This window comes from Solirubrobacter phytolaccae, from assembly GCF_027587195.1.
GTDB classification, from domain to species: domain Bacteria; phylum Actinomycetota; class Thermoleophilia; order Solirubrobacterales; family Solirubrobacteraceae; genus Solirubrobacter; species Solirubrobacter phytolaccae.
This window is the reverse complement of the sequence record NZ_JAPDDP010000078.1, coordinates 1-26,198: the sequence shown is the minus strand read 5'-3', so window position 1 is coordinate 26,198 and position 26,198 is coordinate 1. Positions and strand designations below refer to the sequence as shown.

The following is a 26,198-nucleotide window of genomic DNA, read 5'->3' as shown; positions in this document are numbered from 1 at the left end:
CTCCGCGTCGGAGTAGAGCGTCTCCACCGCCTCCACCAGCGAGGACATCTCGCCCTCGTCACCACCGCCTGTCCAGACCCGCAGCTGAAACTCTTCGTTGGACGTTCCTGCGGTCAGGTGGTCGCAGTGTTGTCGGATCGCGTCGCCTGCACGATGCCGTACGCCGCCTCCAGCGAGTCCTCCCAGGCACGGTTGACGGCAATAGCCGTATACGTTGCCCCGACGACGAGGACGACGGCGGTCATGATCAGGAAGACGATCAGCGTGCCGCTCGGGTCTGTGTGGGCGCCCAGAAATACGGCGGTACAGGGGACGGCAAGAAGCGTGTTGACCGACGTCGCACGGGCGACGCGGAGCCTGCTTCGCTGATAGTCGAGGAACTTCGCGAGGCCTTCGCTTGCGTCGATCACGGCGAGCCGCTTCTCGCGCGTATACGGTGGGCCGGGCGACTCGGTGCGTTCACCGTCAGGCCGTTTGCGGCGTCCCCTGGCCAGACGGTAGAAGCGAACATAGACGTCGTTCGCGATCCGGTCGAAGATCACCCCGAACATGTACGCCAGGGCCAGGACGAGAATCGTCAGGAGTGCGGCCCACTTCTCGAGCGCGGTGAGCTTCACCCAGTCGGTGCCGAACACGCCCATGAGCAGCAAAGCCGCCCAGGCTTGGACTTGAAGCCCGACAACGATGAGCTCCGCGAAGATTGCGGTGGTGACCACGACGCAGGGAACGCTAATCGCTCGAAGGGTTGCCGCGCAAGGGACGCGGCTACCGATCAGCTGTGCGTTGTCCGTGAACGGGTCCTGCGGTGCCGGTGACAGGGCGGCGCTGCGCGGCCTCGGCGTCGCGCAGCAGGAAGGCGAACATGGCGGCGATCGACACGAAGAGCAACGCGCAGCCACCGATGAACGCGGCGTCGCGGTGGTCGCCGAGGAAGCTCACGGTGAGCGCGAGCGCCGGCCCGAGCACCCCGAGCGCGAGCGTGCGGACGATCGTGCGGCGCGGGAGCTCGCGGTCGCCGACCTCGTCGCGCCGTGCTTGGAGTTCCTCGAAGCGGGGCTTCGCCCAGATGAAGAGGCCGACGAGGAAGATCCCGCCGACGACGGAGACGCCGATGACAGCCTCGGTGGTCACGATCCGGGTGTGCCCGCGACCGGGCCGGACCATGCGACCGCGCACTCGTCGAGTTCCGTGACGGCTCGAACCCCACGGCTTCGACGGCCCATGCGCGACTGACCCGAACGCGCGGCGCCGGCGTACTCCTCGGGTGGATCTCGCGCTGGCCAACCTCGTCGTCGCCGCGGCGCTCGCCGGGCTGATCGCGACGATCCAGCTCGTGCAGTACCCGCTGTTCGCGCTGGTGGGGGCAAGCGAGTGGTCGCGCTACGGCGCCGAGCACCGGCGCCGCATCACGTGGCTGGCCGCGCCGTTGATGAGCGCGAACGTGGGCTTGGCGCTCGCGCTGCTCGTCGACGGCAGCTCGACGTTGCGTGTGGTCAACGCCGGGCTCGCCGTCGGCGCCTTCGCGCTCACCGGGCTCGTGTTCGCGCCGATGCACGGGCGACTCGAGCGGGAGGCGAGCGAACGTGCGGTGCGTCTGCTCGTGCGCACCAACTGGCTGCGCACCGTGATCTGGGCGGCGCAGGTGGTCGTCGCCGTCGCGATCGTGTAGTCACTTCAGGGTCAGCAACCGCTCGTTGGCGGCGGTCCGCGGCAGCCGCTCGTACTGCAGGAACGTCAGCTTCGACGCGCCCGCGCTGCGTCCGTCGCTCAACGTCGCCTTGGTCGAGAGCTGCAGCGGTGCGTAGGTGCGAGCGTCGACGAGGTACTCGACCTCTACTCCCGGCGACCTCGCGTCGGGGGCGGACTCGGACCCGACGAGGCGTTGTGCCTTGCGGCCGCGCAGGTCGGTCGTACCGGCGGGCTCGAGCTTGCCTTCGGCAAGCAGTCGCTGGATCACCGGTACCGGGTCACGTCCCGGCTGCAGCAGCCCGGTGTTGCGGTCGATGTCCTCGGTCGCGCGGCGTCCCGCCTCGTCGAGCCGGGTGGACTGGAGCTTCCCGTCCTCACGCGTGGTCACGACGCCGTCGAAGTACGCGGCCTCGAAGGTGTCGTCGTGGACGCGGAAACGCAGCGGATCGCGTGCCGACCAGATCTCCGACGTCGTGCCCGAGCCCTCGACGATCGTCCCGTCGGGGTTGCGGCGCTCCTCACGCGCGACCACGTGGACGATCCCGCCCGACCCGCCGAGCGCGGCGCGGGCCTCGGCGACCACGTCGACGCCCGGCCCGCGCAGCTCGGAGCCGACGACGATCGCGACCAGCATCGTGATCACGAGCGCCGGAACGAGCAGCCGGCGGTGCGTGCGGCGCGGCGGCGGCGGCGCGTCGGTCAATCGAGCGAGCAGCGGCTCGACCGGCGGCAGCGCCGGCGGCTCCTTCACCGGATTCGCCGCCCGCAAGCGGTCGGTCACGTCGTTCATCGCTGCTCCTCCAGTGCCTGTGCGAGCCGGGTGCGCGCGCGATGCAGGCGCACGTGGAAGGTCGCGCGACTGCACCCGGCGGCGCGCGCCGCACGCTCGGGTTCAAGGCCCTCCCACGCGGTCAGGAGCAGCGCCTCGCGGTCGATCGCCTTCAGCCGCGCGAGCGCCTCCCCCAGCTTCAGGTCCTGCGCTGCTTCACCCGCGGCCGGCGGCACCGTGCTCGCCATCCGCGCGTAGAGCGCACCGCGGCGGCGCTCGGCGCGCAGCCGGTTGCGCACCACGTTGCCCGCCACCGCGTACAGCCATGGGAGCGCGTCGTCGGGGACCTCGCGCCGACGACGCCACGCGACGAGGAACGTCTCGGCGAGCACGTCGTCGGCCTCGTCGGCACCCACGCGCCGGCGCGCGTACGCGAGCACCGCGGCGCCGTGGGACTCGTACAGCGCCACGAACCGCTCGCGTTCACCGGCCGCGTTCGGCCTGGCGCGAGTCACCGAGTTCATGCCCGTTTCTGTCCGGGACCCGCGCCGCACTTACACGGCTTTACCCCTTTGGCATGAACGACTCCGGGTAGCGGCTCCCGAAGCCGCCGGTCGGCAGGGCCGCGTGGATGGTGTCGAGGTCGGCGGGCGTGAGCGTGACGTCGGCCGCGCGGGCGTTCTCGACGGCGCGGGACTGGCTGCGGGTGCCCGGGATCGGGACGATGTCGTCACCCTGGGCGAGCAGCCAGGCGAGCGCGAGCTGGCCGGTGGTGATGTCCTTCGAGCGGGCGAGCTCGGTGAGGCGCTGCACGGCCTCGAGGTTGCGCTCGTAGTTGCCGGGCTGCCAGCGGTCGTCCCAGCTGCGCATGTCGTTGGCCGGGTAGTCGGCGGCGGGGCGGACGTCGCCGGTCAGGAACCCGCGGCCGAGCGGCGAGTAGGGCACGAAGCCGATGCCGAGCTCGCGAACGGTCGGCAGGACGTCGGCCTCGACCTGGCGCTCGAAGACGGAGTACTCGGTCTGGAGCACCGAGACCGGCTGCACGGCGTGCGCGCGGCGGATGCTCTCCGGCCCGGCTTCGCTCAGCCCGAACCAGCGGACCTTGCCCTCGTCGATCAGCTCCTTGACGGTGCCCGCGACGTCCTCGATCGGCACGGCCGGGTCGACGCGGTGCTGGTAGAGCACGTCGATGACGTCGACGTCGAGGTAGCGAAGGCTGTTCTCCGTCACCTCGCGGATGCGCTCCGGACGGCTGTCGAGCCCGCTGCCGAGCGGCTCCGCCTTCATGTCGAAGCCGAACTTGGTGGCGATCACGACCTCGTCGCGGAAGGGCTTGACGGCCTTGCCGACGAGCTGCTCGTTGGTGCCGGTGCCGTTCCCGTAGAGCTCGGCGGTGTCGAAGAACGTGACCCCCGCCTCGTGAGCCGCGCCGATGACCTCGGACACCTCCGCCTGCGTGCTGCCATCGCCGTAGGCCAGCGTGAAGCCCATCGTGCCGAAGCCGACGGCCGAGACCTCGAGGCCCTGCGTTCCCAATGTGCGTCGCTGCATGAGTGCTCCTTCGCGCTCCAAACCAAACTGTTTGGTTTGGACGGTAGCAGGAGGCAGGAACGGCTAGGCTCCACGGGTGTCGACCATCGCCACACCCAAGGAGCGCGTGCTCGCGGCAGCGCTCGGCGAGTTCGCCGAGCACGGCGTGGCCGGCGCGCGCGTCGATCGGATCGCGCGTGCGGCGAAGACGAGCAAGGAGCGCGTGTACGCGTACTTCCGCTCCAAGGAGGAGCTGTACGCCGCGGTCGCCGCCGACCAGCTCCAGCAGGTCATGGACAGCACGGTGCTCGACCCCGCCGACCTGCCCGGCTACGTCGGCGAGCTCTTCGACTTCTACGTCCAACACCCCGACATGCTGCGCCTCGTCGCCTGGAGCCGGCTCGAGCCCAATGAGCGCCTCGTCGGCCTCGGTGACGCCGGCGTCGCGTCGCTGCGCACCAAGCTCGACGCCATCGAGCAGGGGCAGCGCGACGGCGTGCTCGACGACGCCTTCGAGCCGATCGACGTGCTGATGTTCCTCATCCACCTGAGCATGGGCTGGCTGTCGGCGATCGAGTTCCACACGCTCGAGGACGCGACCGACCCGGCCGTGCTCGCGCGCCGGCGCGCGGCGGCGGTGCTCGCCGCGGAGCGCCTGTTCCCCTCGACCTGAGCGCGGGCTACCTTGCCCCGGATGGGTGAGATCCTCGTCGCCGGGACGCTGTACTCGACCTTCGCCGCGTTCCTCCTGGCCCCGCACCTGGGAGCGCCGAAGTGGCTCTCACGCCTGGCCATCGCCGTGTGCGCGCTGCAGCTCGTGTGCGCGATCGGCTGGAACGAGAGCCGTCAGCAGTGCGGCGGGATGCGGTCGGGTGACGCCGTCTACGCCGAGCCGTGCTCGGCGATCACCGGCGTGCTCGCGTACGGCTCCGCGCTCCTCGCCGCGGGCGTGTTCGTCGCGTCGTTGATCTACGCGACGGGCGCCGTGCGGCGCTGGCACGCGATCCCGCAACCGTAACGCGTCAGGTCTCGAGCGCCGCGGCGAGTGCGCCGCGCGTGCGGATGCCGAGCTTGACGAACGCGCTCGCGAGGTGGCTCTCGACCGTCTTCTGGCTGAGGAACAGGGCCTCGGCGACGGCGCGGTTGGTGAGGCCGCCGGCGACGAGGCGGGCGATCTCGAGCTCGCGCACCGACAGGCCCGCGGTGCCGGTGCTGGCGCGTCCGGCGCGGCCCGCCCGGTTGATGCGGCGGCCGATGCGGCGCAGCTCGCGCACGGCCTCGGCGCGCAGGTGCCCGGCCGGGGCGTCGACGAGTAGGCCCTCGGCGGCGCGCAGCTGCTCGGCCGCGGCGTCCCGATCGCTCGCCGCGGCCAGTGCTCGTCCGGCGAGGATACGTCCGCGCGCCGACTCGACCGGCAGCTCCAGCTCGTCGGTGATCGCCACGGACTCGAGGGCCAGCGTGCTCGCCGTGCGGGCGTCGCCATCGTGCAACGCGACGAGCGCCCGTGCACGCGCGGCCGACGCGACCCCCAGCGGCAACGCGGCGGCCGACTCGGCACGATCGGCCCAGCTCGAAGCCGCCGCGCGGTCCCCCGACAGCAACGCCGCGCGCACAAGCAGCTCGTAGCAACCGGAGCGCTGGCCGGCGAAGAAGCGCGGGAGGTCCGGGCCGCCCTGCAGCTCCAACAACACGCTCGTCGCCCGTGCGCCTTCGCCGGTCGCGACCAACGCGGCAGCCAACGCCGAGCCGCAGCCCGCGACGATCGAGGACGGCTCCAGCCCGGCGGTCAGCGCGACCGCCTCCTCCCCCGCGCGCACGGCGGCGGCGGGATCGCCCGCGGCCTCCAGCACCATCGTCTGCGCGTACAGCGCCCACAGCAGCGACTGCGCGCTGCCCAGCGGCCGCGCGTCCTCGACCGCGCCGTCCGCCACATCCAGCGCCTCGGCGATCCGACCGCGGGCGAGGAGCCCGAGCGCCTCCCCGACCGCGAGCTCCAGCGCGAGCACGGCGCTGCCGGCGCGGCGAGCGATCGCGGTGCCGCGCGTGAAGTGCTCCAGCGCGACCGCGAACTCGCCGCCGAAGTACTGCGCCCAGCCGAGGAAGAGCAGCATCTCGAGCCGCGTGCCCAGCTGCTCGTCGCTCAGGGCGCCGATCAGCGCGGTGGCCTCCAGGCCGCGCACGCGCGCCTCGTCGTAGGCCTCGAGCGTGTAGGCGGCCATCGCCAGCGCGGCGGTCGCGGCGGCGGTCGGGACCGGGTCGCCGGCGGCGCCGTCCAGCGCGTCGCGCGCACACACGCGCATCTCCAGCGGGTCCCCGCGCAAGGACGCGTGCGCGGCGAGCTCCAGGTTCAGCGCGACCGCGTCGCCGACATCCGCGCCGGCCAGCGCCGTACGCAACCGCGCCCGCGCGCCGTCGTGGTCCCCGAGCAGCCGGTCCATCATCGCGCAGGCGACGATCAGCTCCGTGCTCGTGGGCAGCTCGAGCAGCACGTTGCGCGCGTCGGCGAAGCGGCCGGAGCCCGCCAGCGCACCCGCCAGCGGACCGAGCAGCGCGCCCTCGTCTGCACCCCGCGCGAGCGTGCGCGCGACCGACAGCCAGTGCACGGCCGTCTGCGGCGCGCGCGGCGCCACCTCGGCCGCCGCCTGCGCGAGCAACGCGACCGCACCGGAGTCGCCCGGCGCCGCCGACTGCTCCACGTGGTGGGCGAGCGCCACGGGCCCGGCGCCGTCACGCTCCAGCCCCGCGGCGGCGCGCGCGTGCGCGGCCAGCCGCCGCCCCGGGCCGACCGTCTCGTAGACCGTGCGCCGCACGATCGGATGGCGGAAGCGGAACCGCCGCACGTCCTCGGTGACGCGCACGAGGTCCGCCGCGACCAGCACGTCCAGCGCCTCCAAAGCGGCCCCGCGCTCGAGCCCCGCCACCTCGGCCGCGAAGTCGATCTCGAACGGGTCGCCGACGACCGAGGCGCCGTCCAGCAACGCCCGCGCGTCGGCGCCCAGCGGCGCGGTCTCGCTCAGCACCGCCTCGCGCACCCCGCCGGGCACTTCGCCGTGGCCGGGATGCTCGATCCGCACCGTCCCCGAAGCCGACTCGGTGCGCGCGAGCTGCATCAGGTGGAACGGGTTGCCGCCGCTCTCCTCGTACAGCCGCCGCAGCTCCGCGTCCTGCGGGCGGGAGAGCAGCCGCGACGCCTCGTCCGGCGTGAGCGGGCCGAGCGTCAGCCGGCGGGCGCCGCCGGCGTCGGCGGCGCGCCGCAGCTCCGGGTCGAGCGACGAGTCCGCCTGGCGGTGCCGGTGCGCGATCGCGAGCAGCAGCCGCGCCGGCGGCCGGCGCACGATCGACGCGACGAGCGCGATCGACGCGGGGTCGGCCCAGTGCAGGTCGTCGAGGATGAGCGCCAGGCCGCGCGGCGCGGCGAGCCGCTCGAGCAACCCCCGCACGGCGCGGTGCAGCTCGTGCCGCTCGACGCTCGACGCCCGCGCGTTCGCCGCCAGCGCCGGGAACGTCCCGCCGAGCGCCGCGAGATCGACCCCGGCCGGCGCGCCGTGGCGCGCCAGGTGCGGGTCCAGCGCATCGATCACGAGCGCGTAGGGCACGTCGCGCTCGTACTCGGAGCAGCGCGCCCGCAACACCAGCGCCCCCGCACGGTCCGCGGAGGCGCCGAGGTGGTCGAGCAGCGTCGTCTTGCCGATCCCGGCCTCACCGACGATCTCGACCACCGAGAGGCCGCTCGTCCGTGCCGCTTCTTCCAGCACGGCGACCTCACCCGACCGGCCGACGAGCGGGGTGACGCTCGCGGCTGGATTCGGGTCCGTCACAGTGCGGGAGGGATATTACGTCCCTCCCGCCCATTACTTCTTGCGCTTGCGCGGCTTGGCGGGCACCTTGCTGACAAACCGGGCCGTCGAGCCCTTCACGCCCGCCTTGGTCGAGCCCGTCACGGTGACCGTCAGCCGGGTGCCGGCCGCGGGCAGCGCGATCGCGGTCGTGGAGCGCTTGACCGTGCGGGTGAGGTTCAGGCCGCCGCTGCTGCGGATGTCCACCTGCTGCGTGAACGCCTTCCCGCGCCAGCGCAACACGAGCTTCTTGCCCGAGCGCTTGAGCGTCAGCTTCGTCGCCTTGGCCGGACGCTGCGGAGCGGGTGCCGTGTACTTGCCGAGCTCCAGGCGGCCGGTGATGAACCCGTCCGCGCCGTAGACGACGGCCTTGATCTCGCGCGCGCCGGGCGCGCCGCCGGCCGGGTGGAACTTCAGCGTGCCGCGCCCGTCGGCCTTGGCGCTGCCGATGCGCCCGCCGCCGCCGGGTCCGGCTTCGGTGAACTCGACGCGGCTGCCGCCCGGGAGGCCCTTGACGGTGTAGTCGAGCGTGCGGTCATGGCCGGAGCCGGTGACCTTCGCGGTCGCGGTGACCGGGCGGGTGCCGTCGGCCTGGATGCCCTGGACGAGGCGCGAGGAGTCAGCCGCGGTCTCGACCGTCCAGCGACCGGCGGCGGGCTTCTCGATCACGACCTCGGTGATGTCCAGCTTGTCGTTCTTGAGCGCGACGAAGCCCGGGGCCTCGGCGTGCGCGTTGCCGGCGCCGGTGTCGAACACCTGGCCGGACGGGCCGCGGAGGATGACGTGCGGCGGGGCGTCGGCCCCCTTGAACGCCATCACCGTGCCGGGCAGCCCGGCGGGGATGTCGACGGGGTCGGGCCCGGCCTGCGCGGCGTGCGCGGTGCTCTTGCCCGTGTACTCGACCAGCCCGGCCGAGTTGCCGTGCCCGCCGGTCGGCATCGTCTTCACACCCGCCTTGCTCGCGCTCGCCGACGTGCCGGGCGGGACGATGTCACCGATCACCTTGTCGCCGGACAGCGCGTGCTTGATGACGACCTTGTAGTCCTTCACGTCACAGCCGAACAGGTACAGCGTCGGGCCGTGGCCCCACATCGCGCCGGCTCCCGGCCGCCACGTGCCAGCGAACGTCTTGAAGTACAGGCAGGCGGCGATGCCCTTGTTGGACACGAGCACGTTGGCGCCGGTCGTGAACTCCAGCGGCACGATCTCCAGCACGGCGTGCGCCTCGGCGTTGAACTGCTTCTTGTAGTACTCGAAGTCCAGCCCGACGTTCCAGTTGATCCACGGGTCGTTCTTCGGGTAGCCGCCGCCGACGTCGGCCTTGAAGTGCACGTAGCCGTCCGTGGTGAACTCCGCGGCGATCTCGGCGTCGATGGCCTTGGCGATCGTCGCGTGGCCCTGGAAGAAGAACAGGTTCGGGTACGGGTTGTCGTAACGGGCGAAGCCGAACTTCACGTCGGCGTCGATCACCTCGGCCAGGCTGAGGCCGATGGACCCGCACAGCGCGAACGTCGGCACCGGGTAGCGCTGGAACGTGCGGTGGAAGAGGTCGCCGAAGAACTGCGGGTTGGCGGTCGCGAGCTGGCGGAGCTGCGGCACGTAGTAGTCGAGCGCCTTGTAGAGCTCGAACGGCGTCGTCTCGACGAGCCCGACGGTCTTCACGCACTCCTTCTTGGCCGCGACCTTCGGGCCGAAGTCGATGTGCAGGCCGAGCGACTGGATGATGATCGGCGTCGGCGTCGGGAGCGCGCCCTTGAGCTCGAGGTCGACCTCCTTGACGTGCCCGGCGACGATCACGAGCCGGCCGGCGACCTTCGTCGGGACCGGGTAGGGGATCTCGGCCTCGGCCTCGATCAGCCAGCTGCCCGCGCCGTCGTAGGAGACGGTGACCGGGCCGAGCAGGATCACGCCGAGCGGGATCTGGTCGACCTTGAAGCTGAACGCGCCGAGCGCCGCCGCGTTGGCCGACGGGCCGAAGACGAGGTGCTTGGGCGCGCTCGGCGTCTTCCCGAGCAGCTCGGGCGGCATGCCCGGCAGGACGTCGAGGCTCGACGAGCCGTCGGTGTCGAGCTTCACCGGCCCGAGCACCTTGAGCGGCAGCCCGCCGATGCCCGCGGACGGGTCGACGACGAAGCCGGTGATCGTCGTGCCGTCCAGGCCCCAGTCGATCGAGCCCTCGTGGAACATGAAGTCGGTCTTCATGGCCGTGCCCTCGACCTTGGCCTTGGGCGCGACGAGCTTGAGCGAGAGCGTCTTCTTGTCACCGCTCTTGTTGCGCTTCCACTCGAGCGTCGCCTCCGAGTTGGCCAGCGTGTCGACCTCGATGCCGTTCACGCGGAAGTGCCCGGTCGTGGTGTAGGTCGTCGTCCGCACGGCGCCCTTGTCGGTGGTGACGGCGTGGAAGCAGCCCGCGCCGCCCGCGACGTCGGCGCCCTCGGTGACGATCACCGCGCGCTCGATCTTGATGACCGGGTTGTCGACGCAGGGCGCGTCCTTGACGGCGACGTTGAGCGTGCCCGTGGCGGTCTCCCCCTCGTCGTCGGTGACGCGGACGCCGATCGTCGCCGGGCCCTTCTTCGGGAACGTCGTGGTCGCGAGCGGCGAGTCGCCCGCGGCGGTCTCGAACGTGCCGTTGCCGTCGAAGTCGAACGAGTAGAAGATGATGTTGCCGTCGGGGTCGGTGGCCTGCGCGCCGAACAGGAACGGCGCGCCCGCGACGGGCTGCTTGCTCGGGTTGACGAAGGTGACCTTCGGGGCCTTGTTGGCCTCCACCCGCACCGTCGCACCGGACGTGTGCGCGAGCCCGTCGGCGTCGGTGACGCGCAAGGTCACGCCGGCGATCGTCGGGGCCGGGTAGTTGCCGAGGACCTTCGCGCCGCTGCGCTCGAAGACGCCGTCGCCGTCGATGTCCCACTCGTACTTGGCGATCGGGCCGTCGGGGTCGGTCGAGGCGGAGCCGTCGAAGCCGACGGTCTGGCCGGGCCGGACCACACGGCCGGGCACCTTCTGCTCCCAGCTGAGGTTCACGACGGCCTGCGGCGTGTGCGCGTCTCCGCCGAGGCGGACGATCGCGCTGAGGTTCTGCTCGGCCGGCGTCTGGCTCGTGCCCGCCGCGAGCAGGCGGCCCTGCGGGGTGAGCGCGAGCGCGTCGATCCGGTCCGGGCCGCCCGTGCCGACCTGCAGGTTGGCGGCGTTCGCGGCGGTGACGTTCGCCGGGTTGAGCGTGGTGTCGGGCGAGCCGTCCTCCTTGTAGCCGGCGAGCGCGAACTGCGTGGTGGAGCCGACCGCCATGAAGCCGCCGACGACGAACCCGGCCGGGGTCGTGACGAGGCTCGTCGCGTCGCTGACGTGCGACGGGGAGACGTCCTGCGTGCGCGTGCCGGCGGTGCCGAACGTGCCGTCGAGCGCGCCGGCCGGGGTGAGCCGGGCGAGGCCGATCAGGTGCGACGCGGGACCCGTCGCGCTCTTGACGGTGGAGACCACGAGCGCGGTGCCGTCGGCGTCGACGCGCAGGCGCCGGCCGTCGACCTCGTAGACCGTGGGGGACGCGCCGTTGAGGTCACCGACCGCGTAACCGGTGGTGCCGTACGTCGTGTCGAGGGCGCCGGCGGTGGTGAAGCGGGCGACGGCCATCTGGTGGCGCGGCGTGGTCGCGCGGCTGCCGCTCACGTAGATGCGGCCGGCGCTGTCGAGGCCGAGGTCGGCGACGGTCGTGGCGGCGTTGCCGAGGCGGAACGCGACTTCGCCTCCGGTGCCGAAGCCGGCGTCACGGACACCGGCGGCGGTCAGCTGGACGAGCAGCCCGCGGTCCGTCCCGCTGCCGCTGGCGGTCGCGGCGAGCAGGATGTTCCCGCCGGCGGTGACGGCGAGGTTGCCGAGCCGCGTCTCCGGCCCGGAGGTCGTGACCAGCTTGCCGCCGGTCGCGAAGCTCGGGTCCAGGTGGCCGTCGGCGGTGAGCCGGGCGACGAGCAGCGAGGGCGTGCTGTCGACGGCGAGCGTCGTGCCGCCGAGCAGGACGGTCCCGTCCGGCCGGGCGACGAGCGCCGCGGGGATGACGCCGTTCTGCGCGGTGACGACGAGCAGGCCGGGGACCGGCTGGTCGCTCGCCCACGTCGGGTCGAGCTCACCGGCGGCGGTGAACCGGGCGACCGCGGCCTGGCCGGCGGGGGTGCGACCGGCGGCGAGGAAGCGGCCGTCGGCGAGCACGGCGAGGGCGCTCCAGCGCGCGCTTCCGTCCGACGGTGAGGCGGCGAGCCCGGTGTGGGCCCACGTGGTGTCGCGGTCGAACGTGCCGGCCCGGGCGGCCGGCGCGACGACAAGGAATGAGATCAGGACAGCGAGGAGTGCAAGGGAGCGGGGAGGCATCCGTCGATCGTGCGGATCGCGCCGTCCCCGAGCAACGCGTCCATCCCTGAACCGCTCCCTGAACCACCCCTAGTCATGGAGCTCCCGTGCGGCCCGGTCAGGGGCGAACAGGATGCCGATCACGCCGGAGACGATCAGCATCAGCGCGAGCACGATCGCGAGCGTGCGGAAGCCGGCCTCCTGCACCGTCGGCAGCAGCAGGCTCCAGCCACCGAGCGCGACGCGCACGACGCCGAACATGAAGCCCTGGGCACTCGAGCGCAGCAGGGTCGGGAACAGCTCGCCGCTCCAGAGCTGGAACAGCGACTGCTGCCCGATGCCCGCGCCGATTCCGAACAGCACGACGTTGATCAGCGCCGTCAGGAAGCTCACGTCGAAGAACACGAACGGGATGAACCCGGCGACCTGCAGCAGCGTCGCCCACACCAGCAGGCGGCGGCCGCCGACCCGGTCGATCAGCGGCATGTAGATCGTGCCCACCGCGAGCGCCGTCGACAGGAACCAGATCGCCTGCAGCGCGTAGTTGGCCCGGTCGCCCGTGTCCCCGACCGCGTCGAGGATGTACGGGAAGAAGAACCCGTAGGTGCCGGCGACGAGGTTCCACACGCCGTACATCAGGATCAGGAAGCTGAGCGCGCGCACGTAGCGCTTGCGGAACAGCTCGCGGAAGGCGCCCGTCGCGCCCTGCGCCTGCTCCTGCGCCTTGGCCCACAGCTCGGACTCGACCATTCCCTGCCGCAGCGCCCACGTGATCATCGCGACCACGAACAGCTGCGCGAACAGGATCCGCGGCAGCCACTCGCCAAGGTCGAGCAGCGCGATGCCGAGCACGAGCGGCGCGATCGCGCCGACGTACCAGAGCACCTGCGCCAGCCCGGCCAATCGCCCGCGGATCGCCTTCGGCGCGGTCTCGGTGATCAGCGTCCACGAGGCCGGCACGTCCGCGCCGACCGTCAGGCCGACGATGAAGTAGCCGAACAGGAGCATCCACGGCGCCTGCGCGAACACGATCCAGAGGGCGCCGAACGCGTACAGCAGCAGGTCGTACTGGTAGATCTTCTTGCGGCCGTAGAGGTCGCAGATGCGCCCGCCGATCAACGCGCCGATGCCGGCGCTGATCGCGTTCGAGCTCATCGCGCCGAGGAGGCTGACGAAGTCGTCGCCGAAGCCGAACTGCTCCGCCCACAACGGCAGCGACACGGCACCGGCAACGATCGAACCGGCGTCGATGTAGTTGGCCATCGCCGCCAGCCCGGTCTTGCGCCACTGCTCACGTGTCGCCCCGGACTCCATCGTCTCTCCGGGGAGCGGAGTACCCGATCAGATCCGCGCGTACGCGCGCAAACCCGATCACGCCGCGCCCGGTTTCCCGGGCGCGGTGATGCTTCAGCTAGTGCGCCATCGCGGGCGCGGCGCCGGCCGGAGCCGGTGCCGGGACGCCCGGCTTCAGGAGCAGCGTGGAGATGACGCCGCCGACGACGAGGATGCCCGCCGCCCACCAGAACGCGGTGGTGTAGCCGTGCATCGCCGACTCGGCCGCGAGCTGGCCGCCGGACAGCGAGCCGGCGTTGTCGCTGGCGAAGCTCGTGACCGCGCTGGCGAACAGCGTGGAGAGCAGCGCGGTGCCGATCGAGCCGCCGACCTGCTGCGTCGTGTTGACCATCGCCGAGCCGACGCCCGCGTCGCGCGGGTCGATGCCCAGCGTCGCGGTCGCCATCGCCGAGGAGAACACGAAGCCCATGCCGAAGCCCATGATCACGAGGCCCGGGAGGACACCCGTGGCGTAGCTGGAGTCGGTGCCGAGCTGGGCGAAGATGATCATCGCGATCGTCGCCAGGGCCAGGCCCGTCGCGATCAGCGGACGCGGGCCGAACTTCGGCAGCAGCCGGGTGCTGACGAGGCCGATCATGGCCATGATCGCGAAGTTCATCGGCAGGAACGCGAGGCCGGTCTGGATCGGTGACAGGTCCAGCGTGCGCTGCATGTAGTACGTCAGGAACAGGAACACGCCGAACATGCCCGCGCCGACGGTGCCGATCGACAGGTAGGACCCGCCGCGGTTGCGGTCGAGCACGACGCGCAGCGGCAGCAGCGGATCGGCGACCCGGCGCTGAAGCGCGCCGAAGGCGACGAGCAGCACGACGGAGGCGACCAGCATCGCGATCGTCAGCGGCGCGCCCCAGCCGTTGGTCTCGGCGTTCGAGAAGCCGTAGACGAGGGCGAACAGACCACCGGTGACGGTGACGGCGCCGGGGATGTCCAGGCGCGGACGGGCGCCGGCGGTGTGGCGGCCCGTGTGCAGCAGCGACCACGCGCCGAACGCGGCGGGGATCGCGAAGAGGAGGTTCACATACAGGCACCAGCGCCAGGACAGGTACTCGGTGAGCACGCCGCCGAGCAGGAGGCCGACGCCGCCGCCGATGCCCGCGATGCCGCCGAAGACGCCGAACGCCTTGTTGCGCTCGATCGGGTCGGTGAAGGTGGTGGTGAGCAGCGAGAGCGCGGCCGGCGCGAGCAGTGCACCGAAGACGCCCTGGAGCGCACGGGCGATGACGAGCACGCCGAAGCTGCCCGCGGCGCCGCCTAGAGCGGAAGCGCCGGCGAAGCCGAGCAGGCCGATGATGAAGACCTGCTTGCGCCCGATGAGATCACCGATGCGCCCGCCGAGCAGCAGCAGGGAGCCGAACGCGAGCGCGTAGGCGGTGATCACCCACTGGCGGCTGTCATTGGAGAAGCCGATGTCGGCCTGCGCGGACGGCAGGGCGATGTTCACGATCGTGGCGTCGAGGACGACCATCAGCTGGGCGATGCCCAGGACCGCGAGGATCAGCCATCGGCGCTCGTGGTGTGGGTCGGTGGAGGTGTGTGAGGCGGGCGACATTGCAGGGCACTGTAGCGTGGAAGTGGAGGGAATGCCTCCATATGGAGGTGTGTGCTCCACATCACGCTTCGAGCGGCTATGGTTGGTTCATGGAGACCATCGCCGCGGAGCCCGCAACCCGCCCCCTGCGCCGGGATGCCGAGCGCAATCGCCGGCGGATCCTGGACGCGGCCGCGACGGTCTTCGCCGAGCATGGCCTCGGCGCCTCGCTCGACGACATCGCCGACGAGGCGGAGGTCGGCGTCGGCACGGTCTACCGGCGGTTCCCCAACAAGGAGCTGCTGATCGACGCGCTCTTCGACGAGCAGGTGGCGAGCATCGTCGCGCTCGCCGAGGCCGCGCTGGCGATCGAGGACCCGTGGGATGGCCTGGAGCACTTCATGCGCTCGGCCTTGGAACGCCAGGCCGCGAACCGCGGGCTCAAGGAGCTCATCCTCGGCGCGCGCATGGGCCGCGGGACCGGCTGCACCGCGGAGGGCCGCACGCGGATCGAGCCGCTCGTGCGCCGGCTGGTCGAGCGGGCGCAGGCCGACGGCAGCCTCCGCGACGACCTGGACACGACGGACATGCCGCTGATCCAGATGATGGTCGGCTCCGTCGCCGACTACACGCGCAGCGTGGACCCCGAGGTGTGGCAGCGGCTGCTCACCGTGGTGCTCGACGGGCTGCGGGCCAAGCCCGACGTGCGCACGCCGATGCCGACCGCACCGCTCGACAGCGCCGGCCTCACCGCGGCGATGTCGGGCTGGCAGCCGCCCCGCGGCTGATCATCCTCCGGGGGTGATGGTGCGCGCCCCCGCGCGGTGGTGTGATCGCCGCCATGGCCAAGTGGCTGCCCATGCTCATCTTGGCCGCGGCGCAGTTCGTCATGGTGCTGGACTCGAGCGTGATGAACGTCGCGATCTCGCAGATCGTCGAGGACCTCGACACGTCGATCCAGGGCGTGCAGACCGCGATCACGCTGTACACGCTGGTGATGGCCGCGTTCATGCTGCTGGGCGCGAAGCTCGGGGACATCCTCGGCCGTAACCGCGCGTTCGCGATCGGCCTGGCGATCTACGGCGTCGGCTCCCTGGCCACGGCGCTCAGCCCGAACCTCACGGTCCTGCTGCTCGGCTGGTCGGGGGTGGAGGGCTTCGGCGCCGTGCTCGTCGTGCCGGCGATCGCGGCGCTCACCGCCGCCACCTATGAGGGCAAGGACCGGGCGCTCGCCTACGCGCTGCTGGGCGGGATCGCGGCGATCGCGGTCGCCGCCGGCCCGCTGATCGGCGGCTGGGTGACGACCCAGTTCACGTGGCGCTACGTGTTCGCCGCCGAGACCGTCGTCGTGATCGCGATCCTGCTCCTGCGCGGAAGGCTCGCCCGCGCGCCCGGCGCCGCGCACCGGCCGCGGCTCGACGTCGTCGGCGTCCTGCTGTCCTCCGCGGGGCTGGGCCTGATCGTCTTCGCAATCCTGCGCAGCAGCGTCTGGGGCTTCGTCCAGCCGCGCAGCGCGCCGACGATCAACGGCACCGAGCTCACGCCGCTCGGCTTCTCCGTCGTGCCGTTCATGGTCCTCGGCGGGCTCGCGCTGCTGTGGGCGTTCGGCGCGTGGGAGCAGCGCCGCATCCGCGCCGGCGACGACGCGCTGCTGGACACCTCCCTGCTCGGCATCGCCCACCTGCGCGCGGGCCTCTCCACGCTCGTCGGCCAGCAGCTCGTCCTGATGGGCACGTTCTTCGTGATCCCCGTCTACCTGCAAGTGGTCCTCGGGCTCGACGCGTTCGAGACCGGCAAGCGCCTACTGCCGCTGTCGGTGGCGATGCTGGTCTTCGCGCTGCTCGGCCCGCGGTTCGCGGCGCGGCGCTCCTCGCGCGTGGTCGCGCGGGTCGGGCTCGTCGCGGTCAGCCTCGGCGCGGCGGTGATGCTGGGCACGCTCGACGTGACCCTCGACGACACGGGCTTCAAGGTCGCCCTCGCGCTGATCGGCGCCGGCGCCGGACTGCTCGCCTCCCAGCTCGGCAACGTGATCATGTCCGCGGTCGCGCCGACGCAGACCAGCGAGGCGGGCGGGCTGCAGGGCACCGCGCAGAACCTGGGCTCGTCGCTCGGCACCGCGATCGTCGGCGCCGTCCTGCTCGGCTCGCTCGCGACCGGCTTCAGCGAGCGGATCGCCGACAACCCGGCCGTGCCCGCCGCCGCCCGCACGGCGCTCGTGGCCGAGGCGGCGGACGGGATCGACATCCTGCCCGTCGCTTCGGTCGAGCGTGCCGTCGCCGCCGGGCTCACGCCGAGCGAGGCACGCGCGGTGGCCGCCGACTACGGCGAGGCGCAGCTGGACGCGCTGCGGCTGGCGCTCGGCGCGGTCGCGCTGGCGGCGCTGCTGTCGCTGTGGCTCACGCGGCAGCTCCCCGGCGCCGCGGCCAGCCCGCCGGCCACGCGCCCGGAGACCTCCGCGACCGTCCTCGTCTGACCTCATCCCCTTCGGATGAGGTGGACCCGCCCCGGGAGCGTGAAGCCTCCAGGCTCATCCGTTCGCTCAACCCGCCCGGCCTGCATGGAGGTCCTCTGATGCTGTTCGCCGCCGACTACCCGCTCCTGAACATCTTCTGGAGCATGATCCTGTTCTTCTTCTGGATCGCGTGGATCTGGGTCCTCGTGGGCATCATCGGCGACGTCTTCCGCCGCGACGACGCCTCGGGCTGGGTCAAGGCGCTGTGGGTGTTCTTCCTGATCTTCATCCCGTTCGCGGGCGTGCTCGCCTACCTGATCGTCAACGGCGAGGGCATGGGCAAGCGCGGCCTCGAGCGCGCGCAGGAGCGGCAGGCGCAGCTCGCCCCCTACCTGGAGGCGAGCGGCACCGGCGGCCCCGCGCACGAGATCGAGAAGGGCAAGAGCCTGCTCGACAGCGGCGCGATCACGGAGGCCGAGTTCGCGACGCTGAAGGCGAAGGCGCTCGCCTAGCTGAATCGCTTCAGTTCCGCGCCGCGCGGCCGACATCTCCGGGCGAACCCAACTTCCCAGGAGCCCCGGCTTGTCCAAGAGCGCCGTCGTTCATCGCCGTACCGCCGTGCTGATCGCCACCGCGCTCGTCGCCGCCGGCTGCGGCAGCGCCGAGCCCGAGGTGGAGGCCAAGCGCGTCGCCGCGAAGCCGGGAGCCGAAGCCGCGGTCAAGAAGGTCGTCAAGCGATACATGGCCGCGTTCGCCGCCGGCAAGGGCGAGAACGCGTGCAACCTCCTCACCGACGAAGCGGTCGCCGGCGTCGTCGACGACGGCAAGAAGCGGACCGCGGAGGAGGCGTTCACGCTCTGCGCGGACACCATCACCAACCTCTCCGACATCCTGGAACCCAGCGAGCGCAAGCAGCTCAGGCACCCCAAGTTCACGTCGGTGAAGATCAAGGGCCGCACCGCCGTCATCCGCGTGACGATCACGGACGACCCGCTCGAGCTCAAGTACACCGACGACTACGGATGGCTGATCGCGGGCGGGCTCGACTAGGACCCGAGGCGGCGGAGCGCTGTCTCGATCGCGACCTCGACCCGGGACGTCATGCCGGGCACGTCGACGGGACGGCGCCCAGCGACCTGAGCACGGATCCACTTGGGCGCGCTGTCGTCGTAGTGCAGCAGGGCGTACAGATCCCACCACGGATCGAGCGTCACCCCGGCGATTGACTCATAGAGCGACCGAAGCTGCTCCGACCACTCGGGGGAGTGCAGCGCCGCCAGGTATCGCCGGCAGTGCCCGACGTCGATCGCGCGCGGCCCGCGATGGATGGAGTTCCAGTCGGTCAGCCCAGTGATCTTCCCGCGCGACCACAGCAGGTTGACCGGCAGGAGATCGCCGTGCAGAAACACGGCAGCGTCCTTGGGCGGCGGCGCCGCCATGGCAGCGAACGCCGCTTTCCACACCGCCGGCCTCTGTGCGTCGACCGGCACCTGGAACCCGTCGAGCGGAGCGATCCAGGAATCCGTCCACGGTCTGAACGGCTTCGCGGGCAGATCGAGGGAATGCAGCAACACGGCGAGCTCCGCGATCCTCGTCAGCCACGCCCGAGGCTCCGCCGGATCGAGGTGGACATGTCCCCCCAACCGGGTCATCAACAACGACGGCGCACCGCCCGTGGACGCTCCGGCGACATCGGTGGCCAGGATGCTCGGAACCGGGAGCCCGCTTCCCGCCACCACACCAAGGTTGGCGATCTCCGTCTCCAAGCTCCCTTGCAGGCCAAGGCCGCCCGGGTACTGCCGCAGCACGACGAACGTTCGCGCTCCACGTTGCTCGACCGTCAGCCGGTGCACGGCGGAGCAGACGCCGCCGGTCAATCGGCGATGGCCGACGACGCGACTGCCCCGACCCATCGACGCCGCCACCCAGGCGAGCGTCTCCGCGGAGGGACGACGCCGGCGGAAGTCGCCGTCCCTCCAGTCGCCGTCGCGCATGAGCGCGAGCCTATTGGTCAGCGCCTAAGTAATCCGCGCAGACGGGTGAGGACAGGGAGGTCGTCTTGCGCGTGTCCGTCACCGGGTCCACGTACACGCGGACGTGGTACTCACAGTTCCAGATGGTCGACGGGCCGGTCGGCATGAAGATGTTGACGTACACGTCCCAGTCGTTCACTCGCCCGGTGGTCTTGGTGCTGCCGATGCCGTAGAGGTTGTCGGTGTTGTTGTACGCGGCGTAGTAGCCGTTGTTCGTGGTGTTCCAGTGGGCCGCCGCGACCTGGGTGAGGGCGAGCTCCTCGGCCTCACCCTTCGACCACACGTGCTCCCACGGATAGGTGCGGCTGAGGTACATGCCGCGCCACTCCGCGTCCGGCGGCAGCGACACGCTCGACGGCGGCTCGGAGTCCTGCCAGACGTTGTACCCGGGGATCGTGTTGGCGTAGTAGTTGCACGTCGGCGCTCCGCCCGAGGTGTACGTCCCGGTGTCAAAGTCGCCCTCGAACGTGCCGGTGTACACGCAGTAGTACCCCAGGTCGGCGTAGTTGCCGTTCGCGGGGCTGATGTAGGAGACCGTCGTGAGGTGCCAGACGTCGTTGCCGTCCTTGTAGGTCACGCTGGTGCCCGCGAAGTTGAACCCGCCGCCCGTCTTCCGGGCGCCGGCGGCGTTCGCGCGGCTCCAAAAGTCGGCGCGGTTCCTCACCGTGTTGATGTACTCGGCGGTGCTGCGGATGAGCGCCTCGCCCTCCGCCTCCGACGCGCACGGGTTGGCGTCGACCAGCGAGAACGCGAAGCCGTCGTGCGCCATCCAGTCGACCGGCGCGCCGACGAGCGGCCCTTCCATGCCCACGACCTGCCCCTCGTTCGTCAGGTAGCTCTCGCAGAACTCGTCGGCGGCGGGCGCGCACTGAGGCCCGAACCCGGGCGTCACCGTCGGGTCGTCCTCGTTGCCGGTGACCGTGGCCTTGTACTCACACACGTACTGGTCGCGGTACACGTTCACATAGACGGTCCAGTTCCCCGGCGAGCCGGTCGACTTGACACTGCCCGCGTAGTAGGTCGACGCGTCCCAGGGCTGGACGTTCGCGATCCAGTGCGGCTTGGCGTACTCCTCGGCGACGAGTTTCTCGGCCGTGCCGACGTGCCGAACCGGGGTATCTTCACACTCGGCCGGCGCGCACGTCTCCCACGGGTGGACACGGGCCGTCGCCGGCTTCTTCACGGACGCCCACGTCCACGCCTGCGTCGGTGCCGGGGTGTAGAGGTCGCAGGAGGACTCGAGGTCCGAGACCGTGGCGTTCCCGGGGCCGGTCAGGCCGTCAACCGTCGCGCTGTAACTGCAGTAGTAGTTCTGATAGCCGGGGAACTTCGCCGGGTCGACGTAGAAGTAGATCCGGGTGACGTACGGGAAGTTGTACTCCGCCCCCGCCCAGTCGACGTCGTCGGCGAAGTCGCAGTCGACCTCCGGCATGCAGGCGACCTGGCCTCCCGCCTCGGCCACGAACGCGCTGCGCACGTGCTCGGCGAGGATGTGCTCCTGGTCGCCGACGGTGAGGTCGTATCCGGGATCGGCGCAGTACTGCTTGACGTCGACCGGTTCGACGTCGGGAGCGTAGGCCGGCGCGAACGGGTGAGCCACGTTCGACAGGGCCGGACACGGAGCGGCCTCCGCGGCCGCCGAGGGGACCAGCGTGATCACCAGCGCGGTGAGGACGCCGAGAAGTACCGCTCGCAAGCGGGAGAGGCCGGACGACAACCAAATCTCCTTCAAAGCCGTGGATTGGGGCTCAAGACATCTGAAGAGCTGCCGATCCATCGTCGGCTCGCCCTGGAGCCTTTAGTCCGACCGCGACCATCTGGACGAATGTTGGACGCCGGCCGCGTCGCGACCGGCGTCCGAACCTCACGCCACTACGGCGCCGTTGTTGACAGCGTGAACGTCAACGTCTTGCTGTAGGTGCCCGTGCGCAGCGCGTCATTGGCACCGATGTCCTGTTTGAACGCGATCGTCACGCGGTCATTGGACACCGGGGCACTCCACGTCGACTTCGAGAACGCGACCTGCAGCGGCTGCGGCAGCGAGAACGCCCCGTTGGTCAGGTGCCCCGGATCGGAGACGCTCAGCGTGGCGTCGCCGGCGGTCGAGATCACGTCGGCGAACGTGCTCGCCTCGTAGGTCCTGGCGACGCCCGGGACGAAGGGCGCGAACGACGCCGGCGCACCCAGCGTCAGGGACAGCGTGGCTGGGACGGTGCCGCCGACCTCGCCCGTCTTCGTGCCCGCGAGCGGGTCACCGGCCTCCCCGACGACCTTCGCGATCCAGGCCATCGCCTCCGGCACGTCGTAGTTGCCGGCGTGCGGCTGGTTCCAGGCGAGCCGGTAGTCGAGGTTCTGGACCTGCGAGTCGGCGTCGAGCGCGCGGTCGAGGTTGATCGAGACCAGGAACGCCGTGTCACGGTCACGCGTGCCGTGGCGGACGTACCAGTTCGGCGCGGTGTCGGCGCCCGCGGTGCCGATGTAGGCCATCGGGTTCACCATGCGCGCCTGGTCGTCGACGATCGTGCCCGGCTCGGCGACGTACTGCGCCCACGTCTTGCCGGTGTCGTCGAGGCCCGTGCCGTCGCCGGCCACCGAGTTGTTGTCCCACGCGTACTGGGTGAAGTTCACGTAGCTCTGGTTGGCCGCGCCGAACAGGTTCGTCTCGCCGCCGGTCAGGCCGTTCACGCCGACCTGGTCGAACGCCGGCGCTGGCTTGAGCGTCTGCTGGCGGGCGACGAAGTCGATGTAGCGCTTCATGTCGACCGAGCGGACCGTGTCGGTGGCGTTGTCGACGTCGATCCAGTCGTTGACGAAGTTCCGCGGGGTGCCGCCACCCGGACCGCCGCCGGTGATGACGAAGTTCTCCCCGAGCGCCGGGATCGTGTTGGCCGCGCTCGCCTTCAGGTACGTCTCGGCGGAGCGGATGACCTCGCCCTTGATGGCGTCGAGCATGGTCGCGACCGTGAGCGGGGAGCCGTCGTCGTTGCGCAGGCCGAGGCTCGCCTGGTAGGCCGCGAACTGCGAAGCGATCGCCGCCGACGTGGCCGGAGACGGGTTCTGCCCGACGTCCGCGCGCGTGTTCAGGACGGTGAACAGCCACTCGTAGAGCACGTCCGCGTTCCCGAGGTCCGTGATCGGGCAGTAGGCGTTGATCGCGAAGACGTCGTCGCGCAGCGTCGTGCGCCCGGAGGCATCGACGCCCGCCGCGCCGGCCTGCGCGAGGTACGGCAGGTACTCGGCGCTGTTGCCGGAGGCGCCCAGGATGGAGCTCAACGCGCCACCGCCGCTTGTGCCGTTGACGACGATCCGCTCGGCGCTGCCGGGCATCTTCGTGTCATTGAGCCGCAGGTAGCGCACGGCCGCCTTGGCGTCGACCGCCGCCGCGGGCGCCTTGCCCGCGAACGAGCCGTCGGCCGCGACCAGTCCCCGGCTGCGGCTGGCGACGTCGACGAAGACGTAGCCCGCCTTCAGCGCGGCGCCGACGTTGCTCGTCGGGCTGTTGTAGGTGGCGCCCGCGCTCACGCTCGCGCGGATGTAGCTGGCCATCCAGCCCGCGTTGTTGACCGCGAAGTACAGCGGCGTCCGCTGGTTGCCGAGCGCCGACTCGGGCACGAACACGTTCATGCTCTGGTAGCCGCAGCGCGTGTTGGTGATCCCCGTCCGCGGCGCGACCGCGGTCGGGTTGGCCACGTAACAGACCTCGGTGTACTTGCGCACGTTCACCGGTGCGCCGTCGATGGTCACGGCGAGCGTCGTGTAGGCGGCGCCGTCGAAGGCGAGCGCCGTGTCCTCCGGATCCGCCGTCTGCGCCATTGCGGACGGCGCCATCGCCGCCGTCAGGGCGACCGAACCTGCAAGCGCCGCGAAGCCGCGCCTCGAATACCACCGCATCTTCGTCTCTCTCCTCCTCGAGTGCGAGGACCATCTAACAGGATTGTCAACAAAATGTCCACCAATCCTGGTGCGTTTCTTACACTAGCTTTAGGTGGAGAAGCGCCCCTTCGGCTTCAGCGCGGCCTCGATCGCCTCCGTGACCTGCGTCGCGTCCGGCGCGACCCGCGATGAGAACCGGGCGATCAGCTTCCCGTCCCCGCCGACGAGGTACTTCGAGAAGTTCCACGTGGGCGGCGCCGAGCCGGGCTGGCGCGCGAGGTCATCCCACAGCGGATGCGGGTCGGCGCGGACGGAGACCTTCTCGGTGATCGTGAAGCTCACGCCGTAGTTGCGCTGGCAGAAGGCGGCGATCTCGGCGTCGTCGTCGAGCTCCTGGCCGGCGAAGTCGCCCGACGGCGTCCCGACGATCTGCAGCCCGCGACTGCCGTAGGTGTCGTAGAGATCCTGCAAACCGGCGAACTGCGGGGTCAAGCCGCACTTGCTCGCGGTGTTCACGAACAGCGTCGGCCGGCCGCGCAGCTCGCGCAGGTCCAGCGTCCCGCCTTCAAGGAGGCCTATCTCGTGCTCGTAGAGATCCGTAGGCTCCTCGAGCGCGGACGTGCGCCGGAGATACAGCTTGGCGGTCGACAGCAGTCCCATCGCGTCCACGATACGTGTCCGGCGCGACCGGAACGGGTCGGTCGACCATATGTCCGAAACCGTCACAGAAGACGATCGTCGCGATACTAAAAGGCACGGCCGCGCTCGGCGCGGACTGGATACCCATGCGCTTACCCCGAATCTCACTCGACCCCCTGGCCCTGCTGTTCGCGGGGCTGGCCGCGGTCCTGCTCATCGTGTTCCTCGTCCTGCTCGGCTCCACCCAGCCCAGCAGCCGGGGGATCGAGGTGCCGTATACGACCGTCCAGCGGATGGCGGCGGCGGACAACATCCGCGTCGCGCGCCAGCTGGACTACGACGACCGCATCCTCGTCTCCCCTCGCGCGGGCGGCGAGGTCTGGGCGAGCTACCCATCCAACGGCGCGCTGCAGGACCAGCTGCTGACCACGCTGCTTCGCAAGGGCGCGGACGTCAAGGTGGACGCGCAGAGCGGCAAGCAGGCCAAGCGCCTGATCGTGCAGGTGCTGCTGCCGATCCTGATCCTCGCCTCCCTGTTCGCGCTCTTCATGCGCATCAGCCAGCAGTCGGACACGAGCGGGATGGGCGCGTTCAGCCGCTGGGGTGGCCGGAAGTCCAAGCTCGGCCCGGGAAGTGCTGGAGGGCCGTCGTTCGCCGACGTCGCCGGAGCGCCGGCCGCCGTCGCCGAGCTCGAGGAGCTCTGCGACCTGCTGCGCAATCCCGACCGCTACCGCGCGCTCGGCGCTCGCCCGCCCAAGGGCGCGCTGCTCGTCGGGCCGCCGGGCACGGGCAAGACGCTGCTGGCGCGCGCGACCGCCGGTGAGGCCGACGCCGCCTTCTTCTCGGTCTCCGGCGCGGAGTTCGTCGAGTCGCTCGTCGGCGTCGGCGCGGCCCGGATCCGCGACCTGTTCGCCAAGGCACGCGACGCGGCACCCGCGATCGTCTTCATCGACGAGCTGGACGCCGTCGGCCGCAAGCGCGGCGCGGGCGTCGGGCAGGGCAACGACGAGCGCGAGCAGACGCTCAACCAGCTGCTGGTGGAGATGGACGGCTTCGACGCGGGTGGCGGGCTCATCGTCCTCGCCGCGACCAACCGCCCGGACATCCTGGACCCCGCGCTGCTGCGGCCCGGCCGGTTCGACCGCCAGGTCACCGTCGACGCCCCCGACGCGGAGGGCCGCGCGCACATCCTCTCGCTCTACCTCAAGGGCCGCCCGTGCGCGGAGGACGTGGACCCGACCGAGATCGCACGCCGCTGCCCGGGCTTCACGGGCGCCGAGCTCGAGAACGTCGTCAACGAGGCCGCGCTGCTGAGCGCCCGCGAGGGCCACACCGCGATCGGCATGCACGACCTCGACGAGGCGATCCAGCGCACGGTCGGCGGTCCGCGCAACGACACGCACGTGCTCAGCGCCGACGAGCTGGAGACGATCGCGGTGCACGAGGCCGCGCACGTGGTCGTCGCGGCCGCGCACGACGGCGCGCAGGTGCACCAGGTCTCGATCGTCTCGCGTGGGCGCCGGCTCGGCCGCTCCACCGCCCTGATGCTCGACCGCGACCGCACCGTCCTGCGCCGCAGCGACCTCGAGCGCCAGCTGGAGATCGCGCTGGCCGGCGCCGCCGCGGAGCGCATCGCGTTCGGCGAGGTCTCCACGGCGGTCAACGACGACCTGCACACCGCGACCCAGCTGGCCCGCTCGATGGTCACGTCCTTCGGCATGTCCTCGCTCGGCCCGGTCACGATCGGCGAGCAGAGCGCCGAGGTCTTCCTCGGCGCCTCGCTGCAGGAGCTGGGCAGCGTCGGGCCGGGCACGCTCGAGCGCATCGACGCGGAGACGCGCGAGATCGTCGAGGCCGCCGAGGAGCGCGCCGCGCGGACCCTGAACACCAACTGGCGCGTCGTGCAGGGGATCGCGCGCGAGCTCGTCGAGTTCGAGACGCTGGACGACGCTCAGCTGGCGCAGCACCTCACCGCTGTGCGCGCCGCGCCGCGCAACGGCGGGCACGCCGCGCCGTGAGTCGTTGGCCGGCAGCCGGTGCGGTCGCGCCGCGCCACGGCGGCACGCCGTTTGCCGCGCCGAATGACGGCGGCGGCCTCGCGGCGGCGGCGGCCGGGCCCCGGCGCGGGGCCGCCGCCGTCATTCGGCGCCGC

Annotated in this window: 21 protein-coding genes; 8 read left to right on the top strand and 13 right to left on the bottom strand. The window is 71.4% G+C overall.

The annotated features are described in order from the left end of the window. Positions 1-113 precede the first annotated feature (113 nt). A complete protein-coding gene (locus OJ997_RS29685; RefSeq protein WP_270028978.1) occupies positions 114-716 on the bottom strand; it encodes a hypothetical protein in 603 nt (200 codons plus the stop codon). Between the two features lie 49 nt (positions 717-765). After that, positions 766-1,131 (bottom strand): hypothetical protein, encoded by a 366-nt coding sequence (locus tag OJ997_RS29680; RefSeq protein WP_270028977.1) that lies wholly within the window; start codon positions 1,129-1,131, stop codon positions 766-768. A 133-nt stretch (positions 1,132-1,264) separates the two neighbouring features. On the opposite strand from OJ997_RS29680, the gene OJ997_RS29675 reads away from it, so the two are divergent. Beyond that, on the top strand, positions 1,265-1,669 hold the full coding sequence (locus OJ997_RS29675) for a hypothetical protein (protein WP_270028976.1): 405 nt from the start codon (positions 1,265-1,267) through the stop codon (positions 1,667-1,669). Here the strand turns inward: OJ997_RS29675 and OJ997_RS29670 are convergent, their stop codons facing one another. The 3 genes from OJ997_RS29670 to OJ997_RS29660 are packed head-to-tail and all read right to left on the bottom strand — an operon-like array spanning position 1,670 to position 4,009. Further along, positions 1,670-2,479 carry a hypothetical protein gene (locus tag OJ997_RS29670; RefSeq protein ID WP_270028975.1) on the bottom strand — a complete coding sequence of 270 codons (810 nt, stop codon included), beginning with the start codon at positions 2,477-2,479 and terminating at the stop codon, positions 1,670-1,672. Continuing rightward, the gene (locus tag OJ997_RS29665; RefSeq protein WP_270028974.1) at positions 2,476-2,982 is read right to left on the bottom strand and encodes an RNA polymerase sigma factor; all 507 of its coding nucleotides are present in this window, start codon (positions 2,980-2,982) and stop codon (positions 2,476-2,478) included. The genes OJ997_RS29670 and OJ997_RS29665 overlap by 4 nt, the downstream gene beginning before the upstream one ends. Before the next feature lie 40 nt (positions 2,983-3,022). After that, the gene (locus tag OJ997_RS29660) at positions 3,023-4,009 is read right to left on the bottom strand and encodes an aldo/keto reductase (RefSeq protein WP_270028973.1); all 987 of its coding nucleotides are present in this window, start codon (positions 4,007-4,009) and stop codon (positions 3,023-3,025) included. 76 nt (positions 4,010-4,085) lie between these two features. On the opposite strand from OJ997_RS29660, the gene OJ997_RS29655 reads away from it, so the two are divergent. Then, positions 4,086-4,661, top strand: coding sequence for a TetR/AcrR family transcriptional regulator (locus OJ997_RS29655; protein ID WP_270028972.1), 576 nt, complete (start codon positions 4,086-4,088; stop codon positions 4,659-4,661). A 21-nt stretch (positions 4,662-4,682) separates the two neighbouring features. Beyond that, complete coding sequence (locus tag OJ997_RS29650; RefSeq protein ID WP_270028971.1) at positions 4,683-5,006, top strand: hypothetical protein; 324 nt, start codon at positions 4,683-4,685, stop codon at positions 5,004-5,006. 4 nt (positions 5,007-5,010) lie between these two features. Here OJ997_RS29650 and OJ997_RS37915 read toward each other — a convergent pair whose 3' ends face one another. The 4 genes from OJ997_RS37915 to OJ997_RS29630 form a co-directional block, all read right to left on the bottom strand. After that, the gene (locus OJ997_RS37915; protein ID WP_270028970.1) at positions 5,011-7,806 is read right to left on the bottom strand and encodes an ATP-binding protein; all 2,796 of its coding nucleotides are present in this window, start codon (positions 7,804-7,806) and stop codon (positions 5,011-5,013) included. 33 nt (positions 7,807-7,839) lie between these two features. Further along, positions 7,840-12,189 (bottom strand): PKD domain-containing protein, encoded by a 4,350-nt coding sequence (locus OJ997_RS29640; protein WP_270028969.1) that lies wholly within the window; start codon positions 12,187-12,189, stop codon positions 7,840-7,842. A 69-nt stretch (positions 12,190-12,258) separates the two neighbouring features. Next, complete coding sequence (locus OJ997_RS29635; RefSeq protein WP_270028968.1) at positions 12,259-13,482, bottom strand: MFS transporter; 1,224 nt, start codon at positions 13,480-13,482, stop codon at positions 12,259-12,261. 97 nt (positions 13,483-13,579) lie between these two features. Further along, positions 13,580-15,070 (bottom strand): MFS transporter, encoded by a 1,491-nt coding sequence (locus OJ997_RS29630; protein ID WP_270028967.1) that lies wholly within the window; start codon positions 15,068-15,070, stop codon positions 13,580-13,582. Between the two features lie 89 nt (positions 15,071-15,159). On the opposite strand from OJ997_RS29630, the gene OJ997_RS29625 reads away from it, so the two are divergent. The 4 genes from OJ997_RS29625 (at position 15,160) to OJ997_RS29610 (ending at position 18,551) form a co-directional block, all read left to right on the top strand. Then, on the top strand, positions 15,160-15,837 hold the full coding sequence (locus OJ997_RS29625) for a TetR/AcrR family transcriptional regulator (protein ID WP_270028966.1): 678 nt from the start codon (positions 15,160-15,162) through the stop codon (positions 15,835-15,837). Positions 15,838-15,890: 53 nt separating this feature from the next. Next, complete coding sequence (locus OJ997_RS29620; RefSeq protein ID WP_270028965.1) at positions 15,891-17,522, top strand: MFS transporter; 1,632 nt, start codon at positions 15,891-15,893, stop codon at positions 17,520-17,522. 98 nt (positions 17,523-17,620) lie between these two features. Beyond that, on the top strand, positions 17,621-18,013 hold the full coding sequence (locus tag OJ997_RS29615) for an SHOCT domain-containing protein (RefSeq protein ID WP_270028964.1): 393 nt from the start codon (positions 17,621-17,623) through the stop codon (positions 18,011-18,013). Positions 18,014-18,083: 70 nt separating this feature from the next. Further along, a complete protein-coding gene (locus tag OJ997_RS29610) occupies positions 18,084-18,551 on the top strand; it encodes a hypothetical protein (RefSeq protein WP_270028963.1) in 468 nt (155 codons plus the stop codon). Here OJ997_RS29610 and OJ997_RS29605 read toward each other — a convergent pair. From OJ997_RS29605 to OJ997_RS29590, 4 genes are all read right to left on the bottom strand, one after another. Beyond that, entirely contained in the window at positions 18,548-19,495 is a 948-nt protein-coding gene (locus OJ997_RS29605; RefSeq protein WP_270028962.1) for a phosphotransferase family protein, read from the bottom strand. The two genes, OJ997_RS29610 and OJ997_RS29605, sit on opposite strands and share 4 nt — an antisense overlap. A gap of 10 nt (positions 19,496-19,505) precedes the next feature. After that, positions 19,506-21,230, bottom strand: a complete 1,725-nt coding sequence (locus tag OJ997_RS29600) for a hypothetical protein (RefSeq protein WP_270028961.1) — start codon at positions 21,228-21,230, stop codon at positions 19,506-19,508. A 176-nt stretch (positions 21,231-21,406) separates the two neighbouring features. Continuing rightward, positions 21,407-23,425, bottom strand: coding sequence for a subtype B tannase (locus OJ997_RS29595; RefSeq protein ID WP_270028960.1), 2,019 nt, complete (start codon positions 23,423-23,425; stop codon positions 21,407-21,409). Positions 23,426-23,515: 90 nt separating this feature from the next. Then, positions 23,516-24,067, bottom strand: coding sequence for a glutathione peroxidase (locus OJ997_RS29590; RefSeq protein ID WP_270028959.1), 552 nt, complete (start codon positions 24,065-24,067; stop codon positions 23,516-23,518). A gap of 125 nt (positions 24,068-24,192) precedes the next feature. On the opposite strand from OJ997_RS29590, the gene ftsH reads away from it, so the two are divergent. Then, positions 24,193-26,064, top strand: coding sequence for an ATP-dependent zinc metalloprotease FtsH (gene ftsH / locus OJ997_RS29585; RefSeq protein ID WP_270028958.1), 1,872 nt, complete (start codon positions 24,193-24,195; stop codon positions 26,062-26,064). Positions 26,065-26,198: the final 134 nt, after the last annotated feature.

Bases quoted from the DNA above. Each gene is read 5' to 3' on its own strand.
- OJ997_RS29670 (WP_270028975.1), bottom strand. From the start codon at position 2,479: ATGAACGACGTGACCGACCGCTTGCGGGCGGCGAATCCGGTGAAGGAG.
- OJ997_RS29665 (WP_270028974.1), bottom strand. From the start codon at position 2,982: ATGAACTCGGTGACTCGCGCCAGGCCGAACGCGGCCGGTGAACGCGAG.
- OJ997_RS29660 (WP_270028973.1), bottom strand. From the start codon at position 4,009: ATGCAGCGACGCACATTGGGAACGCAGGGCCTCGAGGTCTCGGCCGTC.
- OJ997_RS29650 (WP_270028971.1), top strand. From the start codon at position 4,683: ATGGGTGAGATCCTCGTCGCCGGGACGCTGTACTCGACCTTCGCCGCG.
- OJ997_RS29640 (WP_270028969.1), bottom strand. From the start codon at position 12,189: ATGCCTCCCCGCTCCCTTGCACTCCTCGCTGTCCTGATCTCATTCCTT.
- OJ997_RS29635 (WP_270028968.1), bottom strand. From the start codon at position 13,482: ATGGAGTCCGGGGCGACACGTGAGCAGTGGCGCAAGACCGGGCTGGCG.
- OJ997_RS29630 (WP_270028967.1), bottom strand. From the start codon at position 15,070: ATGTCGCCCGCCTCACACACCTCCACCGACCCACACCACGAGCGCCGA.
- OJ997_RS29625 (WP_270028966.1), top strand. From the start codon at position 15,160: ATGGAGACCATCGCCGCGGAGCCCGCAACCCGCCCCCTGCGCCGGGAT.
- OJ997_RS29620 (WP_270028965.1), top strand. From the start codon at position 15,891: ATGGCCAAGTGGCTGCCCATGCTCATCTTGGCCGCGGCGCAGTTCGTC.
- OJ997_RS29615 (WP_270028964.1), top strand. From the start codon at position 17,621: ATGCTGTTCGCCGCCGACTACCCGCTCCTGAACATCTTCTGGAGCATG.
- OJ997_RS29605 (WP_270028962.1), bottom strand. From the start codon at position 19,495: ATGCGCGACGGCGACTGGAGGGACGGCGACTTCCGCCGGCGTCGTCCC.
- OJ997_RS29595 (WP_270028960.1), bottom strand. From the start codon at position 23,425: ATGCGGTGGTATTCGAGGCGCGGCTTCGCGGCGCTTGCAGGTTCGGTC.
- OJ997_RS29590 (WP_270028959.1), bottom strand. From the start codon at position 24,067: ATGGGACTGCTGTCGACCGCCAAGCTGTATCTCCGGCGCACGTCCGCG.
- ftsH (WP_270028958.1), top strand. From the start codon at position 24,193: ATGCGCTTACCCCGAATCTCACTCGACCCCCTGGCCCTGCTGTTCGCG.